At 64.8% G+C, this 18,451-nt stretch carries 13 protein-coding genes; 6 read left to right on the top strand and 7 right to left on the bottom strand.

Features of this window, described 5'->3' with window-relative positions; genetic code table 11:
* Positions 1-32: 32 nt before the first annotated feature.
* Positions 33-497 carry a hypothetical protein gene (locus tag AC3A6F_RS00460; RefSeq protein WP_487677954.1) on the bottom strand — a complete coding sequence of 155 codons (465 nt, stop codon included), beginning with the start codon at positions 495-497 and terminating at the stop codon, positions 33-35.
* A gap of 235 nt (positions 498-732) precedes the next feature.
* Between AC3A6F_RS00460 and AC3A6F_RS00455 the strand changes: the two genes are divergently transcribed.
* The 3 genes from AC3A6F_RS00455 to AC3A6F_RS00445 are packed head-to-tail and all read left to right on the top strand — an operon-like array spanning position 733 to position 5,459.
* Positions 733-1,626, top strand: coding sequence for an ABC transporter ATP-binding protein (locus AC3A6F_RS00455; RefSeq protein ID WP_487677952.1), 894 nt, complete (start codon positions 733-735; stop codon positions 1,624-1,626).
* Positions 1,627-1,628: 2 nt separating this feature from the next.
* The gene (locus AC3A6F_RS00450) at positions 1,629-5,210 is read left to right on the top strand and encodes an ABC transporter permease/M1 family aminopeptidase (protein WP_487677950.1); all 3,582 of its coding nucleotides are present in this window, start codon (positions 1,629-1,631) and stop codon (positions 5,208-5,210) included.
* Between the two features lie 42 nt (positions 5,211-5,252).
* Positions 5,253-5,459 carry an addiction module protein gene (locus AC3A6F_RS00445; RefSeq protein WP_487677948.1) on the top strand — a complete coding sequence of 69 codons (207 nt, stop codon included), beginning with the start codon at positions 5,253-5,255 and terminating at the stop codon, positions 5,457-5,459.
* Between the two features lie 178 nt (positions 5,460-5,637).
* On the opposite strand, the gene AC3A6F_RS00440 is transcribed toward AC3A6F_RS00445, so the two are convergent.
* From AC3A6F_RS00440 to AC3A6F_RS00420, 5 genes are all read right to left on the bottom strand, one after another.
* Positions 5,638-6,087 (bottom strand): VOC family protein, encoded by a 450-nt coding sequence (locus AC3A6F_RS00440; RefSeq protein WP_487677947.1) that lies wholly within the window; start codon positions 6,085-6,087, stop codon positions 5,638-5,640.
* Positions 6,088-6,135: 48 nt separating this feature from the next.
* On the bottom strand, positions 6,136-8,799 hold the full coding sequence (locus AC3A6F_RS00435; RefSeq protein WP_487677945.1) for a DNA topoisomerase III: 2,664 nt from the start codon (positions 8,797-8,799) through the stop codon (positions 6,136-6,138).
* A 278-nt stretch (positions 8,800-9,077) separates the two neighbouring features.
* Positions 9,078-9,536, bottom strand: a complete 459-nt coding sequence (locus AC3A6F_RS00430) for a Smg family protein (RefSeq protein ID WP_123070803.1) — start codon at positions 9,534-9,536, stop codon at positions 9,078-9,080.
* A 213-nt stretch (positions 9,537-9,749) separates the two neighbouring features.
* Positions 9,750-10,895 carry a DNA-processing protein DprA gene (dprA, locus tag AC3A6F_RS00425; protein WP_487677943.1) on the bottom strand — a complete coding sequence of 382 codons (1,146 nt, stop codon included), beginning with the start codon at positions 10,893-10,895 and terminating at the stop codon, positions 9,750-9,752.
* An 8-nt stretch (positions 10,896-10,903) separates the two neighbouring features.
* Complete coding sequence (locus AC3A6F_RS00420) at positions 10,904-12,034, bottom strand: LysM peptidoglycan-binding domain-containing protein (RefSeq protein WP_487677941.1); 1,131 nt, start codon at positions 12,032-12,034, stop codon at positions 10,904-10,906.
* Positions 12,035-12,340: 306 nt separating this feature from the next.
* On the opposite strand from AC3A6F_RS00420, the gene def reads away from it, so the two are divergent.
* Together def and fmt are read left to right on the top strand one after the other, a co-directional pair.
* The gene (def, locus tag AC3A6F_RS00415; RefSeq protein WP_123070806.1) at positions 12,341-12,880 is read left to right on the top strand and encodes a peptide deformylase; all 540 of its coding nucleotides are present in this window, start codon (positions 12,341-12,343) and stop codon (positions 12,878-12,880) included.
* A gap of 5 nt (positions 12,881-12,885) precedes the next feature.
* On the top strand, positions 12,886-13,833 hold the full coding sequence (fmt, locus tag AC3A6F_RS00410; protein WP_487677939.1) for a methionyl-tRNA formyltransferase: 948 nt from the start codon (positions 12,886-12,888) through the stop codon (positions 13,831-13,833).
* Between the two features lie 213 nt (positions 13,834-14,046).
* On the opposite strand, the gene AC3A6F_RS00405 is transcribed toward fmt, so the two are convergent.
* Positions 14,047-14,277: a BrnA antitoxin family protein gene (locus AC3A6F_RS00405; protein WP_229415017.1), complete on the bottom strand. Its 231-nt coding sequence runs from the start codon at positions 14,275-14,277 to the stop codon at positions 14,047-14,049.
* Positions 14,278-14,516: 239 nt separating this feature from the next.
* On the opposite strand from AC3A6F_RS00405, the gene metH reads away from it, so the two are divergent.
* On the top strand, positions 14,517-18,284 hold the full coding sequence (metH, locus tag AC3A6F_RS00400; RefSeq protein ID WP_487677938.1) for a methionine synthase: 3,768 nt from the start codon (positions 14,517-14,519) through the stop codon (positions 18,282-18,284).
* Positions 18,285-18,451: the final 167 nt, after the last annotated feature.

The raw sequence follows: 18,451 nt of genomic DNA, 5'->3' as shown, positions 1-18,451 counted from the left end.
TGTGCTCGATGTTCTGGTCGCTGAAGCGCTCATTATAAGTCTTCGGCATGCGGTCCAGAGCCCGCCTCTGCCTTTGGCGCCTCCTGCTCCTTCTTTTTACGCGCGATCCACCCGGCCAGCGGCCCCTCGGGCTCGAGCCCCGAAATGTTCTTGGCCACGCCCAGGTTCAGCTCCATCAGGAACGGCACCGACACCAGCGGCACGCCCGGGCAATGGCGCTTGAAGGCGTCCAAGAAGCGCGCCGACTCCACCGTCGGCATTACCCTGGCGCCGCTCATGAACTGCAGCACGCTGGTGATGGTGTGGCCCTTGCCCAGCGTGTGGTAGATGAAGCGGTTGAACTCGCGGTCGACCGTCTTGAAGTCGATCGCCTCCTTGGTCATCAGGCCAGCCAGGTAGACCAGGCCCAGCGCGACGCGGAACCAGTCGGTGGATTCGGCCCGGCTGCGCCCTTCGCGCATCAGGATCAAGAGCTTTTCTTGGGTGACGGAGTCCATGCTTGCATTATCCACGCTTTGCGCCGGCTTGGGCCGCACGCAAACCCTGCTATTGCAAGAAATTTATGGAAAGAAAACCCTCGTGCGTCCTGTCACCGGATAATGCGGCCTGGGTCCCTGTTTGGACCGTGTGTCGCACGGAGTCCGCCACTGCCGTGCCGATTGAATACAATGCCAGTGTGAAAAAGTGTTTGGTCCTGCGTAAAGACACGCGGGGCAGTAGCCAGGAGTCGTCATGCAACTGAAAATCCGCAATTTGTCCAAGACCTATGCCAATGGCGTGGTCGCGCTGGACCGTGTCACGCTCAACATCCCGGCCGGGATGTTCGGGCTGCTCGGCCCGAACGGCGCGGGCAAATCGACCCTGATGCGGATCCTGGCGACCCTGCAGGAATGCGATTCGGGTTCGGTATTTTTGGACGATATCGACGTGCTCGACGAAAAGGACGCGGTGCGCCGCATGCTGGGCTATCTGCCGCAGGATTTCGGCGTCTACCCGAAGGTGAGCGCCCACGAACTGCTGGACCATTTCGCCCAGCTGAAAGGCCTGTCGCACAAGGCGCGCCGGCGCGAGGTCGTCGACGGCCTGTTGCAGCAAACGAATTTGTGGGAAGTGCGCGACCAGCGCCTGGGCACCTTCTCGGGCGGCATGCGCCAGCGCTTCGGCATCGCCCAGGCCCTGCTGGGCGACCCGCGCCTGATCATCGTCGATGAACCCACCGCCGGCCTCGATCCGCAGGAACGGGTACGCTTCCACAACCTGCTGTCGGACATCGGCGAAGAACGCACCGTGCTGCTGTCGACCCACATCGTGTCTGACGTGGCCGACCTGTGCGCCAATATGGCGATCATCAACAAAGGCCAGGTGCTGCTGTGCGGCGAGCCGCAAGAGCTGATCTACGGGATCGAAGACTTCATCTGGGCCCGTTTCGTCACCAAGGCCGAGCTGCCAGCTTTCCAGTCGCGCTACAGCGTGATATCGACCCGCCTGCTCAGCGGCCGCACCCTGATCCATGTGTACTCCGAGGACGATCCGGGCGACGGCTTCGAGCCGGCGCGCGCCAGCCTGGAAGACGTGTATTTCGCCACCATCGCCGGCCGCCACAACCCGGCCGCGGGGAACTGCTGACCGTGCGCGCCCTGCTCGTCATCGCCCGCTTCGAGGCGGGCCAGCGCCTGCGGCGGCTCTCGACCTGGGTCTATTTTGCCGTCTTCGTGGCGCTCGCCATGACCTGGATGGCCGCTTCGGGCGGCGCGTTCCGCGACCTGGTCGTCACCTTCGGCAGCCGGGTCCTGGTCGACGCGCCGCGCCAGATCGCGATCGCGACGGCGCTGCTTGGCAGCCTGGGGACGGTGATCACGGCGGCGGTGATGGGGCGCGCGGTGCAGCAGGACTTCGAACACGAGATGCACCACTTCTTCTTCAGCGCCCCCCTGAAGAAGGCCGACTACGTGTTCGGCCGCTTCCTCGGCGCGTTCGCGACCCTGGCGGTGATCTTTTCCGGCATCCTGGTCGGGCTGTGGCTCGGCACCTTCATTCCCGGCATCGCGCCCGACCGCCTGGGCGGATCGACGGCGTCGACCTGGATCAAGCCCTACCTGTTCACGCTGCTGCCCAACCTGTTCATCTTCGGCGCGATCTTCTTCGTGCTCGCCGCCCTCACCCGGCGCATGCTGCCGGTCTACGTGGCCGCCGTGGTCATGACCATCGGCTATACCGTCGCACCGTCGCTGGCGCGCGACCTCGACTTCAAGACCCTGGCCGCCCTGATCGACCCGTTCGGCACCACCTCCCTGTTCCTGCTGACCGAGTACTGGCCGCTGGCCGAACGCAACCTCAATCCGATCGACCTGCAGGACGTGTACCTGATCAATCGCCTGCTGTGGTGCGGCTTTGCACTGCTGGCGCTGCTGCTCGGCTACTGGCGCTTCCACTTCATCGGCGAGCCCGACGTGCACTCGCGCGGGCGCGGCCAGGCCCAGCCCGACCTGCCGGTCGAACTGTCGCAATCCGCCCGCGACACCACCGCGCAACCCGATTTCGCGGCGCGCAGCCTGGCGCTGCTGCTGTTCAAGTTGGCGCGGGGCGAACTGCGCGAGATGACCCGCAACGTCTACTTCGCGGCGTTGGCCATCGGCGGCGTACTGACCCTGGTCGTCGGCGGGATCGACCTCGACGCCCTCTACGGCGTCGCCACCTATCCGGTGACGTATATGGTGCTGGAGCTGATCCGCGCGGTGTTCGGCCTCTTCATGCTGGCCGTTACCATCTTCTATGCCGGTGAACTGGTCTGGCGCGAACGCGAGACGCGCGTGGCCCAGATGCTCGACGCGCTGCCGGTGCCGAGCTGGCTGCCGCTGGCCGGCAAGACCCTGGCCCTGGTCGGCCTGCAGGCGCTGCTGGTGCTGCTGGCCATGGTCACCGGCATGCTGATCCAGCTGTTCAAGGGCTACTTCCAGCTCGAGCCGGGGCTTTACCTGCACGCGCTGTTCACCATCCTGCTGCCGAACTACGCGCTGATCGCAGTGCTGGCGATCGCGGTGCAGGTCATCGTCAACCACAAATACTTGGCCAACTTCCTGATGATCGCCTGGCTCGTGGCGGCGATCCTGCTGAACGGCAGCGGCCAGAACCATCCACTGCTGCTGTACGGGGTCTGGCCCGACCTGACGTATTCGACGATGAACGGCTTTGGCCACCAGCTGACGCGCGAGCGCCTGTATCTGCTGTACTGGAGCGGCGCGGCGCTGATGCTGCTGGCGCTGGCGCGCGCGCTGTGGCCGCGCGGCGTCGACGACGCCTGGCGCGAGCGCCTGCGCCTGGCGCGCCGCAACCTGACACCAAAGGTGCTGACATGCTTCGGCCTGGGGCTGGCCGTGTTCGCGGGCGCCGGTGGTTTCCTGGCCTGGGAACTGTCGAGCGGCGGCTACCTGACTCCATGGCGCAGCGAGCTGCTGCGCGCCGAATACGAGAAGCGCTACCACGGCTTCGCCCGGCTGCCGCAGCCGCGCATCGTCGACGTCAGGCTCGACGCCGCCATCCATCCCGCGCAGCGCGCCCTGCACGTCAAGGGCAGCTACCGGCTCGAGAACCGCAGCGGCGCGCCGATCCGTGACCTGGTGCTGTACCAGCAGCGCGGCGCGCAGCTCAAGGCCAGCTTCGGCCAGCCGGCGACAAGCGTGACGATCGACCCCGATCTCGGTCTCTACCACTATCGCCTGGCCACCCCGCTGGCGCCGGGCGCGCGCCTGGACTTCGATTTCGAGCTCGACTACGCGCCGCGCGGCCTGCTGGGCCTGGGCAGCGACACGCCGGTGATCGCCAACGGCACCTTCTTCACCAACGAGGTCATGCCGCGCATCGGCTATCAACCCTCGGTCGAACTGAGCGACCCGCGCGACCGGCGCCGCCACGGACTGGCGGCGCGCCCGCCCATGCCGGCACGCGACGACCCGGCCGGCCGTGCCCACCACCGCATCGGCGTCGACGCCGACTGGATCGGCTTCGACGCCACCGTCAGCACGAGTGTCGACCAGGTCGCGATCGCGCCCGGCACCCTGGTGCGCGAATGGAACGAAGGCGGACGCCGGCACTTCCGCTACAAGATGGACCGTCCGATGCTCAACGCCTATGCCTTCCAGTCGGCGCGCTACGAAGTACGCCACGACCGCTGGCAGGACGTGGCGATCGACGTCTATTACCAGCCGGGGCAGGACGTCAACGTCGAGCGCATGATCCGCGGCGCCCAGGCCGGCCTGGACTACGGCGCGCGCCATTTCGGCCGCTATCCGCTGCGCGAGCTGCGCATCGCCGAATTCCCGCGCACCGTCCGCAACACCCAGTCCTTCCCGGGCCTGATCCCGTTCTCGGAAAGCGCCGCCTTCATCGCGCGCGTCGATCCCGGCTCGCCCAAGGACCTCGACTACCCGTTCTACGTCAGCGCCCACGAGACCGCGCGCCAGTGGTGGGGCCAGCAGCTGGTCGGCGCCGGCACGCGCGGCGCCACCGTGCTGTCCGGAAGCCTGGCCGAGTACACGGCGCTGGTGGTCATGCGGCGCGCGTTCGGCGCGGACAAGATGCGGCGCTTCCTGCGCCATGACCAGGAAGCCTATCTGGTGGGCCGCGCCCAGGAACAGGAAAAAGAACTGCCGCTGGCGCACAACGAGAACCAGCGCTACATCCACCAGCGCAAGGGCGGCCTGGCGCTATACCTGCTGCAGGACATGCTGGGCGAGGACGTGGTCAATGGCGTGCTGCGCGGCCTGCTGCGGCAATACGCCTATCAGAGCGCGCCCTACCCCACCGCTTCCAGCCTGGTCGGGGCCTTGCGCGCGGTGACGCCGAAGGACAAGGCCTACCTGATCGACGACCTGTTCGAATCGATCGTGTTCTACGAAAACCGCGCCGCCAGCGCCGTCGCACGCCGCCGCCCGGACGGCAAGGTCGAGGTCACGATCGATGCCCACGCCGGCAAGCTCTCGATGACGGACGGGGGCGAGGAACGGCCGATGCCGCTGAACGACTACGTCGAATTCGGCGTGGATGATCGCAATGGCAACCCCTTGGCGCGTGAACGGCGGCTGGTGACCCAGGCCACGCAGCAGCTGACCCTGGTGGTCGATGGCGTACCGGGACGCGCCGGCATCGATCCCGACAACAAACTGATCGATCGCAAACCGAATGACAATATGCTGCCAGTCGACAATCAATAGTTCTCGCGCTATGATCGAAGCAAAATTATAGGAGAGAGCATCATGTCCAACGCCGTTGCGGAAATCGCCGAACGACTCAAGCTGCTGAGTCCGGCTGAAAAACAGGAAGTCATGCAGCTGCTGCTACAGGATATCGACGGCCCCGACCAGGACGCCGATGAAGCCTGGCGCAACGAAGTGGTGCAGCGCGTGAAAGCGATCCGCAATGGCGAGGCGGCAATTCTCGCGCTGAAGGAATGGCAAGAATAAGCATCGCGCATAGCTGATGCTGGAATGAAAAAAACCGCGGCAAGCCGCTAATGCCGTTCAGTTAAGACTGAGCGGCATTTTTATTTGGGGCTTGTAAACGAAATCGGGGTCAGGTCTGACATTCGGACACGACCTTAACTGTGTCATGGAGGACCATTGCAGAGGCCGTGTCCGAATGTCAGACCTGACCCCGCTTGTGCCGTCGTTCGTCGGTCGGCAGGATGTCCGGGTTCCAGACGATTTCCCATACATGGCCATCGGGATCCTGGAAGTAGCCGGCATAACCACCATAGAAGGTGTCGGCTGCCGGCTTGAAGATATGCGCGCCGGCCTGTTCAGCTTCGCGCAGGACGGCATCGACCTCCTCGCGCCGCATGACGTTATGGCCGAGCGTGAAAGAAGTCGGCGATGGCGGCGCCAGCGCCAGCCCCGTATCGTGGGCGATGTCGGCCTGGGCCCAGAGCGCGAGTTTCATCCCCGACGACAAGTCGAAAAAGGCAACCGCGCCATGCTCGAATTCGCGGCCGACGATGCCCTCGGTGGGCAGGCCGAGGCCGTCGCGGTAGAAGCGCAGCGAGCGCTCGAGGTCGGAAACGGCGATCGTCAGGACGGAGATGTGGGGTTTCATGGTGGCGCTCCCAAAAAAAAGCCGGCGCTCCAAGACGCCGGCCGATGCTTACTTCTTGGCTACCGCCGCCGGCGCTTTCCTGGCGGGCGCTTTCTTCGCGGCCGGTTTGGCCGCCGCCTTCTTCGCCGCCGGCTTGGCCGCCGCCTTGCGCGCCGCCTTCACCGGCGCTGCCGCGCCATCGGCGCCATCGGCGCCCGTCGCACCATCAGCCGCTGCTGCCTTGCCCTTGGCGGCCGCGCCCGGCTTGGCCTTGCGCTCCTCGAACTCGAAGCTGATCTTGTTGTCCTTGCCGCGCACCAGGAAGGCCTTGAATGCACGGCGGGTACGCTGGGACACGAAGCCCGGCAGCAGGTCGGTCTTGCCGTCGCCCAGCAGCTTGGCCATCTGTTCCGGCAAGATCTCCTGCTGCAGGATGATGCGTCCGCTGCGGAAATCGCAGGTCTTCGGCTTGGCCACGCTATGCTCGCAAACATAGGCCAGCGGCATTTCGTACACCCCGCCGTTGCACTTCGGGCAAGGGCCGACCGGGGTCTGGCCGCTGAAGTCGACGCCTTCGCCCTCTTCGCCTTCGTCATCCTGGCCAAAGTCGAACTCGAGCTTGAAGTTCTTGATCTCTTCGTCGCGCACGATGCGCAGGATGGCGGCGAACGGACGGCCCATCTTGGAGCGGAAGCCCTGCAGCGGACCGATGGTGCGGTTCTTCAGCAGTTCTTCGACTTCCTCGATCTCGAACTGGCGGCTGCCTGGCGTCTTGCTCATCGAGAATTCGCACTTGGTGCAGGCGAAGCGGCGGTAGTTTTCCTTGACCACGCCGGCGCAATTCGGGCACGGGTTGACCAGGGTCGCGTACTCGCCGGGAATCGTGTCGTTGTCGTATTCCTTGGCGCGCTTGACGATGATCTGGGTCATCTGCGCGATTTCGCGCATGAACTCTTCGCGCGAGATCTTGCCCTTCTCCATTTGCGACAGCTTGAATTCCCATTCGCCGGTCAGCTCTGGCGCCGTGAGTTCGTTCACGCCCAGGCCACGCAGCAAGGTCATCAGCTGGAACGCTTTCGCGGTCGGCATCAGCTCGCGGCCCTCGCGCAGCAGGTATTTCTCGGTCAGCAAGCCCTCGATGATGGCCGCGCGCGTGGCAGGCGTGCCCAGGCCCTTGCCGGCCATCGCATCGCGCAGCTCGTCGGAGTCGACCAGCTTGCCCGCGCCTTCCATCGCCGACAGCAGCGTCGCTTCGTTGTAGCGCGCCGGCGGCTTGGTGACCAGGCCGTTGGCCGTGATCTTGTCGGTCAGTACCTTCTCATTTTTGGCCACCGGCACCAGGTTGGCGCCGTCCTTGTCGTCGCCCAGGTCTTTGCCATATACGGCCATCCAGCCGGGGTTGGTCATGACCTTGCCCTCGGTCTTGAACTGGTGGCCCGAGACTTCGGTATAGCGGGTCGTGACCAGGAACTCGGCGGCCGGGTAGAACACGGCCAGGAAACGGCGCGTGACCAGGTCGTACAGCTTCTGTTCAGGTTCCGACAGGTTCTTGGGCACGACGCCGGTCGGGATGATGGCGAAGTGGTCCGAGATCTTGGTGTTGTCGAAGATGCGCTTGTTCGGCTTGACCCAACCGTTCTTGCTGATCTGCTTGGCGAACTGGTTGTAGTTATTGGTCTCGGCCAGCGAGCCCAGCGTCTCCTTGACGGTCGCGATGTAATCTTCCGGCAGGTGGCGCGAATCGGTACGTGGGTAGGTCAGCACCTTGTGCTTTTCGTACAGCGCCTGGGCCAGGCCCAGCGTGTTCTTGGCCGAGAAGCCGAAGCGGCCGTTGGCCTCGCGCTGCAGCGACGTCAGGTCGAACAGGCCCGGCGCCATCGAGGTGGTCGGCTTGCTTTCTTCGGTGACATTGCCCTGCTTGCCGCGGCAGGCGGCCGCGATCGAATCGGCGGCGGCGCGGCTCCACAGGCGCTCGGCGCGCTTCTCGGGATCGTTCTCGTCCTTCTTGAACTTCTGGTCCAGCCAGCGGCCTTCGTAGACGCCGGCGGCGCACACGAACTCGGCGCGCACTTCCCAGTAGTCGCGCGGCACGAACTTCTTGATCTTCTCTTCGCGTTCGACCACGATCGACAGGGTCGGGGTCTGCACCCGGCCCACGGTCGTCAGGTAGAAGCCGCCCTCTTTCGAGTTGAAGGCGGTCATGGCGCGGGTGCCGTTGATACCGATCAGCCAGTCGGCTTCGGAGCGGCAGCGCGCGGCGTCAGCCAGCGGCAGCATTTCTTCGTCGGTGCGCAGGTTGTTGAAGCCTTCGCGGATCGCGTTGGCCGTCATCGACTGCAGCCACAGGCGCTTGACCGGTTGCTTGGCTTTCGCGTTCTGGGCGATCAGGCGGAAGATGAGTTCTCCTTCGCGGCCCGCGTCACATGCGTTGATGAGGGTGGTGACGTCCTTGCGCTTGATCAGCTTGTTCAGCACCTTGAGGCGCGACTCGGTCTTGGCGATCGGGTTCAGCGCGAAGTAAGGCGGGATCATCGGCAGGTGGGTGAAGCTCCACTTGCCGCGCTTGACGTCGTGTTCTTCGGGCACCGCGATCTCGAGCAGGTGGCCGACGGCGGACGAGAGGACGTATTCGTCCGATTCGAAGTACTCATCGTGCTTGGTGAAGCCGCCCAGCGTCTTCGCGATATCGTTCGCGACCGACGGTTTCTCGGCGATGATGAGGGATTTGGTCATAGTGATTCTCGTCGTGCTATCTATATAGTGTGGGCTTGCGCATCATACATGCTCGCAGCCGGGCCGGTGAAATTCCGGCCATAGTGTCTGATTGGTAACTGTCAAGATGAAGCGGCCAATGATAAGCGCGTTATCGCGCTCCCTGCAAGTACACCTTGCGCTACAGGACGGTGCGATGCGCACCGCATGCCGCCTCTTGGCTGCCCAGAAATGGGGCGCAAGAAAAGCAAAACGGGGCCTCAGCCCCGTTCGATGGATGTTGCGGTGTGGTACGCCGTTCAGTGCAGCAGACGCGGTTCCTGCTCGTCGTCGTCGCTGAACAGGTCGTCGAACATCAGCGCGTCCGGTTCCTTGCCCTGGCTCCAGAGCACCATCAGCACGATGATCTTGAGCTTGCTCAAGGCGATGGGAGACTCGTCGCAGGCCAGTGCGCGCTCGATGACGATCTCGCGCTGGATGGGGCCGAGCACCTTGGCGCTTTCGAGGAAGGCGATGAAGCCGATCGCGGCGCTGCCCAGCTCGATATATTCTTCGTCCACGTAGTAACGCATGCCGGTGGAGGCATCGATGGTTTCGGGCAGCGGCGCATCGGTCAGCCCGGTCAGCCAGTCCAGCGCTTCCGAGATTTCGATGTCGTCGAAGCCGACGGCGGACAGTTTGCGAGCCAGGGCTGCCGGCTCGGGGCAGGCGTCGGGACGGTAGTACGTCTCGTAGAGATAGACCAGGATGTCGAACATAGTGACGCTACTGTAGCAGCTAAACTTCGTGCGGCACAAGTAGAGCGCGCCTGCTGGGCTGCCTCGCGGAAAAAACGTTGTATCGAAGCCTTGTTCGATCAGCCAGCTTACCAAAAACCAATAAAAACAAGAACATACAATTCGCAAACTTCGTTATGCGAAGCATAGGTAATCTATTAAATGTGCATCCGAACGGCCTTATTTGACGTAGGCCTAATGCCAGATGCGCTGCACCCTTCCACCCGGCAATTGCGCTACTAAGCCCGCCAGTTCCAGGCCCAGCAATCGCCCCCCGAGCTCACCCGCATCGGCCCCAAGGCGCGCCAGCAAATCGTCGAGCGCCACTGGTTCGTGGCCCAGCGCGGCCAGCAGATCGGCGTCTTCTTCCGCCGTTTTGTCGGGCCCGGCATCCCGCTTTTGGCCGCATTCTTGTCCGATGGCCGCCAGCGGCGAGACCTTCATCGCCAGCAACACCTCGTCCACCGTCTCGACCAGTTGCGCGCCATCGCGGATCAGGCGGTGACACCCCTTGGCCAGCGCGGAGTGGATCGAGCCGGGCAAGGCGAACACTTCCCGGCCCTGCTCCGCCGCCATCTGGGCCGTGATCAGCGAGCCGGACTGGGCCGCGGCCTCGATCACCAGCACGCCGGCCGCCAGGCCGCTGATCACGCGGTTGCGGCGCGGGAAATTGGCTGCCAGCGGCGGCGTGCCCAGCGCGTACTCGCTGAGCAGGCAACCGTGTTCGGCGATGCGGTGGGCCAGAGCGCGGTTGCGCGCCGGGTAGACGCGGTCGAGGCCGGTGCCGACCACGGCGATGGTGGCGCCGGGTCCGCGCAGCGCGCCTTCGTGGGCGGCGGTGTCGATGCCCAGCGCCAGCCCCGAGACCACGCACAGGCCGGCGCCGGACAGGGCCGCGGCAAAGGATTCAGCGTCGAGCTTGCCCTGCACGCTGGCGTTGCGGCTACCGACCACGGCGACCAGCGGCCGCGCCAGCATTTCGATGCGGCCGGCGGCGTACAGCAGCAGCGGCGGATCGGGGATCTCAGCCAATGCCGCCGGGTAAAGGGGATCGTGGAAGGTGAGCAGGTGGTGGCCGGGTTGCTCCAGCCAGGCCAGGGTGGCCTCGACCAGGGCCGCCAGGGCGGGCGTGAGCGGCGCGCACAAGGCTCGCGCCTGGCCGGGAGACACGTGGGCCGCCAGCGCGGCTGGCGCGGCCCTGAATATGGCGGCGGGAGACCCGAAGGCGGACAACAGCGCATGCGCGCTGCGGCAGCCCACCCCGTCCGCCTGTTCCAGGCGCAGCCAGTCGGCGATCAGGGTGGCGCGTTCGGCAATGGGATGGGTTTCCGTGTCTTGCACGGTGCTGTTTACTCCGGTGATTTGGCGACGTCGCCCACCTGCACCGGCGCCGTCACCTGCATGACCAAGCCGTACGAGACGTTCTTGAACACGCGGAAGATGAACAGGTTGCCGTATTGCTCGTCGGGCAGTTTCAACCCCTGCCGGCCCAGGCCCAGGAAACCCCGACTCGCTGGATCGGCCACAGTCTTCCCGAGATGATAGAGCTGCAGCACGGCGCCGACATCGAGTCCGTCAACCGTGCCCCGATTGACAGTGACGACCTGGCTCTGTCCGGCGTAGGTCACGCCCGAGTAGATCGACATGACGCGGCCGTCGAGAGCTTGCAGCGGCGCATGCGGCACGTAGTTGCGCACCGGCGTCGGCGGCGCCGGCACCAGCAGGTCGCCCACGCCCATCTCCTGCACGGTATCGACCACCTGGAAAGTGTGCACGTCGACGCCGGGCGCGGCCGGCTTGAGCAGCTTGACGGTGCCCAGGAAGGCAGCTTCGTGCGCCAGCACCTGGCCGGTCTGCGGGTCCCTCAGTGCGGTGCCCGGACGGAATACCTGGAACACGCTCTCACCCCGGATCTCGCCGTGCACGTACACACGGTCGCCTTCTCCCAGGTAGACGCGGCCTTCCTGCGAGGCGGCGATGCGCGGCGCGCCCGCCAGCTCGTCGGCCTCGACCACCAGCGGCTGGGTCAGATAGGGTTCGATGGCGCCTGCGGGAATCGCCGGCACGGCATCGCGCGCCAGGCCTTCGCTGCGCACCTGCGGCGACAGGCGGGTCAGCGGGGGGGCATCGCGGCCGTCGCCGGCGTCCAGGCCGCTGCCGGGCTGCTGCAGGCTCAGGCGGCCACGCGCGCGGTCGAACCAGATGGTCTGGCCCGGATAGATCCAGTGCGGGTTGCGAATTTCGTCACGGTTCATGCCCCAGACCTGGGGCCAGCACCATGGGTTGCGCAAGAAGGCGCCAGAAATATCCCATAAGGTATCGCCCTTGACCACGACATGCTTGTCGGGTGCGTCCGGGCGGAAGCTGCAGGCGGCAGTCGCGGTCATGGCGGGCACCGGGGTCTGGGCCGAGGCGGCAGCGGCGCATGCGAACAACGCCGTCGCAGCAGCACGGGCCACGACTGTGCTAAAATTTTTCATTGAAGACGTCCGTTTAATGCGGCGTAAGATAAATGATGCCGCCAGATTGCAGCTGCATCCAATGCAGGTCATGATGCTGAACAGGCCGCTCCGTCATCCGGCCCGGCCGCAGCCAGAGATAGCACGACGTACTGCTCCCCGCTCACGGAAGGGTTGCTGTATAGAATCAAATTCTGCACACAAATCCCTGAACTAGCAAGCAAACCGAGGTCTGCGCGCCAGGGCGTGTGGCGGGATTGCGTCCTGTCTTGCCTGCCAGCCAAGTACCCGTTCAACCTAGACAACTCCACCGACATCCGATCCGATATGGCACTTCTCGACATCCTCCGCTACCCCGACCCGCGCCTGCACAAGGTCGCCAAGCCGGTCACCGAATTCGGTACCGAGCGCCTGCGCAAGCTGGTGGCCGACATGGCGGAAACCATGTACGACGCACCCGGCGTCGGCCTGGCCGCCACCCAGGTGGACGTGCATGAATGCGTGGTCACCATCGACGTGACCGAAGCGCAAGAACAGCTGATGGTCTTCATCAACCCCGAGATCACCTGGGCCAGCGAAGAGCGGCAGGTCTATGACGAAGGCTGCCTGTCGGTGCCCGGCGTCTACGACGGTGTCGAGCGCCCGTCACGGGTCAAGGTGCGTGCGCTCGACGTCGACGGCAAGCCGTTCGAGGTCGACGCCGATGGCCTGCTGGCCGTGTGCATCCAGCACGAGATGGACCACCTGATGGGCAAGGTGTTCGTCGAATACCTGTCGCCGCTCAAGCGCAACCGCATCAAGGCCAAGCTGCAGAAGGAAGAACGCGGCCTGCAGCGCGACGCCGCCCAGCGCGCCGCCCGTCGTTGAGCGCGATGAAAGTCGTCTTCGCCGGCACGCCCGAGTTCGCCGCCGTCGCCCTGCGTGCCCTGCACGAGGCCGGCTTCGAAATCCCCCTGGTCCTGACCCAGCCCGACCGCCCGGCCGGCCGCGGCATGCAGTTGCAAGCCTCCGCGGTCAAGCAGTACGCGCTGGCCCACGGCATGCCGGTGGCGCAGCCGCTGTCGCTGCGCATGGATGCCAGGGACCCGGAGCGCGCCGCGCAAGCCCGCGCCGCGCACGAACAATTGCAGTCGATCGACTACGACGTGATGGTGGTCGCGGCCTATGGCCTGATCCTGCCGCGCAGCACGCTCGACATCCGCCCCTGCATCAATATCCACGGTTCGCTGCTGCCGCGCTGGCGCGGCGCCGCGCCGATCCACCGCGCGATCGAATCGGGCGACCTGGAAACCGGCGTGACCATCATGGAGATGGAAGAAGGTCTCGATACCGGACCGATGCTGACCATCGAGCGCTTGCCGATCGAGGCTTCGGACACCACCGGCAGCCTGCACGACAAGCTGGCGGCGCTGGGCGGGCGCATGATCGTCGAAGCGCTGCGCAAGATGCAGGCCGGCGAGCTGACCGCCGTGCCACAGCCGGACGAAGGCGTGACCTACGCGGCCAAGATCGGCAAGGAAGAAGCGAAGCTCGATTTCAGCCTGCCGGCCGAAGTGTTGGCGCGCAAGGTGCGGGCCTTCAATCCCTTCCCCGGCGCCAATGGCGTGGTCGATGGTGTCGCGGTGAAGTTCTGGTCTGCCGAAGCGCTCGACGGCAGCGGCGCGCCGGGCGCGGTCTTGCAGGCCGACGCGGGCGGCATCGTGGTCGCTTGCGGCGAAGGCGCGCTGCGCCTGAACGAATTGCAGAAGCCGGGCGGCAAACGCCTGAAGGCGGCGGAATTCCTGAAAGGGTTTTCGCTGGCGGGGTTGACGTTCAGCTGAGGCGCCGCTAACGCTTTAGAAATCGTTTTCAAAAATCGTCGTTACTGCCACTGGCAGTAACGACTCCCCGCGTAGGCGGTGACCCAAGTCCTCGGCGTAGCCACTTCGATCAATTGAAGTGGTGCGCTGAATAACTTGGGTCCCCGCCTGCGCGGGGACGACGTTTTAGAGCTGACGAAGAAACGGCGTCACGAGGACGCCATTCCATCAAACTTACTCGGCCTGCGACGTACGCTGCGCGTCCATGTGCTCACGCAGCACCTGGTTGATACGGGTCTGGTAGCCGGGACCTGCGCCCTTGAACCATTCAAGCATATCCACATCCAGGCGGATCGTGACGATCTGTTTCACACCGTTGCTGGCGACTTGTGGCTTCGACGACATTGCTGGTTCCGGGTTGCGGTCCATAGCTTGATCCCAATCCGGTTGGTATTCTTTGTTCATGCGGTTATCCCATCTTTACGTTCGCCACTCGTGGAGGCGGACCTTGATTGTCGTCTCGCCATGTATCGTAAAGATTGCAGGCACCCCACCAAATGTAACGCCATGTAACGCATGGCGGTTTGAATACATAACGATACATACACACCCCCACCGCCAGGCCAAACAGCCCGCATGACGTATAATCGTTGACCGCCCAATGTCAATCGGCCTGTCAAGCCGCATCCTGGAAAACCACCATCATGAACGCCGTTACGTCCGCCATCTCCCCGATCGAAACCCAGCTGCGCGATATCCTCAAGCGCCGCATCATGATCCTGGATGGCGCGATGGGCACCATCATCCAGCAGTACAAGCTCGATGAAGCGGCCTACCGCGGCGAGCGTTTCGCGACCTTCGCGGCGCCCGAGGGCGCCGGCCAGCGCGAGCTGTTCGTGAAAGGGAATAACGAGCTCTTGACGCTCACCCAGCCGCAGGTGATCCAGGAAATCCACGAACGCTATCTTGCCGCCGGCGCCGACCTGCTCGAGACCAACACCTTCGGCGCCACCGGCGTGGCGCAGGACGATTACCACATGGCGCACCTGGCCTACGAGATGAACGTCGAGGCGGCGAAGCTCGCCCGCGCCGCCTGCGCCAAGTACTCCACGCCGGATAAACCGCGTTTCGTTGCCGGCGCCCTTGGGCCGACCCCGAAGACCGCATCGATCTCGCCCGACGTGAACGACCCGGCGGCGCGCAACATCACCTTCGACCAGCTGGTCGCCTCCTACCACGAACAGGTGCGCGGCCTGGTCGACGGCGGCGCCGACCTGCTGCTGGTCGAGACCATCTTCGACACCCTGAACTGCAAGGCGGCGCTGTTCGCGATCGACCAGTATTTCGACGAGCATCCCGAGACGCCGCGCCTGCCGCTGATGATCTCGGGCACCGTCACCGACGCCTCGGGCCGCATCCTGTCGGGCCAGACCGTGCCCGCCTTCTGGAATTCGGTGCGGCATGCCAAGCCGCTGACGATCGGCCTCAATTGCGCGCTCGGCGCGGCGCTGATGCGCCCGTATGCGCAGGAGCTGTCGCAGATCGCCGATACTTTCGTCTGCATCTACCCGAACGCCGGCCTGCCCAACCCGATGAGCGATACCGGCTTCGACGAGCTGCCGGCCGATACATCCGCCCTGCTGCGCGAATTCGCCGACGCCGGCTTCATCAACATCGCCGGCGGCTGCTGCGGCACCACGCCGGAACACATCGCGGCGATCGCCAAGATCCTCGAGACGCAGACGCCACGCCAGGTACCTGACGTGCCGGTCGCGATGCGCCTGTCGGGCCTGGAGCCCTTCACGGTCGACGAATCGTCGCTGTTCGTGAACGTCGGCGAGCGCACCAACGTCACCGGCTCGAAGGCGTTTGCGCGCATGATCCTGAACGAGCAGTTCGACGAGGCGCTGTCGGTGGCGCGCCAGCAGGTCGAGAACGGCGCCCAGGTCATCGACATCAATATGGACGAGGCGATGCTCGATTCGCAGGCGGCCATGACGCGCTTTTTGAACCTGATCGCCTCGGAACCCGATATCTCGCGCGTGCCGGTGATGATCGACTCGTCCAAGTGGTCGGTGATCGAGGCGGGCCTGAAATGCGTGCAGGGCAAGGCCATCGTCAACTCGATCTCGATGAAGGAAGGCCTGGAGGAATTCATCCGCCAGGCGCGCCTGTGCCGCCGCTACGGCGCCGCCGTGATCGTGATGGCGTTCGACGAGAAAGGCCAGGCCGACACCTTCGCGCGCAAGATCGAGATCTGCGAACGCGCCTACAAGGTGCTGACGGAACAGGTGGGCTTCCCGCCCGAAGACATCATCTTCGACCCGAACATCTTCGCCATCGCCACCGGCATCGAAGAGCACGACAACTACGCCAACGACTTCATCGAAGCCTGCGCCTGGATCCGTGACAACCTGCCGCACGCGAAGATCTCGGGCGGCGTATCGAACGTCTCGTTCAGCTTCCGCGGCAACGACCCGGCGCGCGAGGCGATCCACACCGTGTTCCTGTACCACGCGATCAAGGCCGGCCTGACCATGGGCATCGTCAACGCCGGCATGGTCGGCGTCTACGACGACCTCGATCCCGAACTGCGCGAGCGCGTGGAAGACGTGGTGCTCAACCGCCGCAAGGACGCCACCGAGCGCATGATCGAATTCGCCGGCACGCTCAAGGCCGGCGGCGCCAGGCAGGAACAGAACCTCGAGTGGCGCAACTCGCCGGTCGAGAAGCGCCTGGCGCACGCGCTGGTGCACGGCATCACGCAATGGATCGTCGAAGACACCGAAGAAATGCGCCAGCAGGTGCTGGCCGCCAAGGGCCGCCCGATCCACGTGATCGAAGGCCCGCTGATGGACGGCATGAACATCGTCGGCGACCTGTTCGGCCAGGGCAAGATGTTCCTGCCGCAGGTGGTCAAGTCGGCGCGCGTGATGAAGCAGGCCGTGGCGCACCTGGTGCCGTACATCGAAGAAGAAAAGGCGGCGGAAGAAGCGCGTACCGGCATCGTCGCCAAGCCGAAGGGCAAGATGGTGATCGCCACCGTCAAGGGCGACGTGCACGACATCGGCAAGAACATCGTCTCGGTGGTCCTGCAGTGTAATAACTTCGAGATCGTGAACATGGGCGTGATGGTCCCTTGCGCCGACATCCTGGCCCGCGCCAAGGAAGAAAACGCCGACATGGTCGGCCTGTCGGGCCTGATCACGCCGTCGCTGGAGGAAATGGCCCACGTCGCGCGCGAGATGCAGCGCGACCCGTGGTTCCGCGAGCGCCAGGTGCCGCTGCTGATCGGCGGCGCCACTACCAGCCGCGCCCATACCGCGGTCAAGATCGCGCCGCACTACGACGGCCCGGTGGTCTACGTGCCGGACGCATCGCGCTCGGTCTCGGTCGGCCAGGCGCTCGTCACCGACGACACGCGCGATGCCTACATCATCGAACTGGCCCAGGACTACGAACGCATCCGCATCCAGCACGCCGGCAAGAAGGCGCTGCCAATGGTGACGCTCGAACAAGCGCGCGCCAACAAGGCGCAGCTGGCATTCAACCCGGTCAAGCCGAAGTTCATCGGGCGCCGCGTCTTTAAAAATGTCGACCTGGGCCTGATCGCGCGCTACATCGACTGGGGCCCGTTCTTCCAGACCTGGGACCTGGCCGGCCCCTTCCCCGCCATCCTCAGCGACGAGGTGGTGGGCGAGGCCGCCACCAAGGTGTATGCCGAGGGCCAGGCCATGCTCAAGAAGATCATCGAAGGCCGCTGGCTCACCGCCAACGGCGCGATCGCCCTGCTGCCGGCCAATACCGTCAACGACGACGACATCGAGGTGTACACCGACGAATCGCGCACCCAGGTGGCCTTCACCTATTACGGCCTGCGCCAGCAGGGCGTCCGGCCGGTCGTCGACGGCGTGCAGCGCCCCAACCAGTGCCTGGCCGACTTCATCGCACCGAAGGACAGTGGCATCGCGGACTATATCGGCATGTTCGCCGTGACCGCGGGCCTCGGCATCGAGAAGCACGAGCAGCGCTTCGAGGCGGCGCATGACGACTACTCGTCGATCATGCTCAAGTCGCTGGCCGACCGCCTGGCCGAAGCCTTCGCCGAGTACATGCACGAACGCGTGCGCACCGACCTGTGGGGCTATGTGGCGAACGAAGAACTGTCGAACGAGGCGCTGATCGACGAACAATACGAGGGCATTCGCCCTGCGCCGGGCTATCCGGCCTGCCCCGAGCACACGGTCAAGGCCGATATGTTCCGCACGCTGCAGGCCGGGGAAGTCGGCATGGAACTGACCGAGTCGTACGCGATGTACCCAGGCGCGGCGGTGTCGGGCTTCTACTTCGCGCACCCGGCGTCGAAGTATTTCGTGGTCGGGAAGATCGGCAACGACCAGGTCGAGGACATGGCGCAGCGGCGCGGGATGGACAAGGCCGAGGTGGAACGTCACCTGGCGCCGAATCTGTAATTTCGCGAGCGCGCTGCGGAGCAAGAAAGCACCCGCTGCGTAAAAACGTCGTTCCCGCGGAGGCGGGAACCCAAGTACTGCATCCGTTGTCGCGATGCCTGCGAACTTAGGTTCCCGCCAAGGCGCCCGGCAAGGGCGGGAACGACGTGCTGGCGCTAACGAGTTTT

Source organism: Massilia sp. Soil_C_3 (assembly GCF_057657035.1).
Note: the sequence above shows the minus strand (reverse complement) of the source record. Positions and strands in the feature narration are given on the sequence as shown.

Coding starts and splice junctions, on each gene's coding strand:
- AC3A6F_RS00460 (WP_487677954.1), bottom strand. CDS start 497: ATGGACTCCGTCACCCAAGAAAAGCTCTTGATCCTGATGCGCGAAGGG.
- AC3A6F_RS00455 (WP_487677952.1), top strand. CDS start 733: ATGCAACTGAAAATCCGCAATTTGTCCAAGACCTATGCCAATGGCGTG.
- AC3A6F_RS00445 (WP_487677948.1), top strand. CDS start 5,253: ATGTCCAACGCCGTTGCGGAAATCGCCGAACGACTCAAGCTGCTGAGT.
- AC3A6F_RS00440 (WP_487677947.1), bottom strand. CDS start 6,087: ATGAAACCCCACATCTCCGTCCTGACGATCGCCGTTTCCGACCTCGAG.
- AC3A6F_RS00435 (WP_487677945.1), bottom strand. CDS start 8,799: ATGACCAAATCCCTCATCATCGCCGAGAAACCGTCGGTCGCGAACGAT.
- AC3A6F_RS00430 (WP_123070803.1), bottom strand. CDS start 9,536: ATGTTCGACATCCTGGTCTATCTCTACGAGACGTACTACCGTCCCGAC.
- AC3A6F_RS00420 (WP_487677941.1), bottom strand. CDS start 12,034: ATGAAAAATTTTAGCACAGTCGTGGCCCGTGCTGCTGCGACGGCGTTG.
- def (WP_123070806.1), top strand. CDS start 12,341: ATGGCACTTCTCGACATCCTCCGCTACCCCGACCCGCGCCTGCACAAG.
- fmt (WP_487677939.1), top strand. CDS start 12,886: ATGAAAGTCGTCTTCGCCGGCACGCCCGAGTTCGCCGCCGTCGCCCTG.
- AC3A6F_RS00405 (WP_229415017.1), bottom strand. CDS start 14,277: ATGAACAAAGAATACCAACCGGATTGGGATCAAGCTATGGACCGCAAC.
- metH (WP_487677938.1), top strand. CDS start 14,517: ATGAACGCCGTTACGTCCGCCATCTCCCCGATCGAAACCCAGCTGCGC.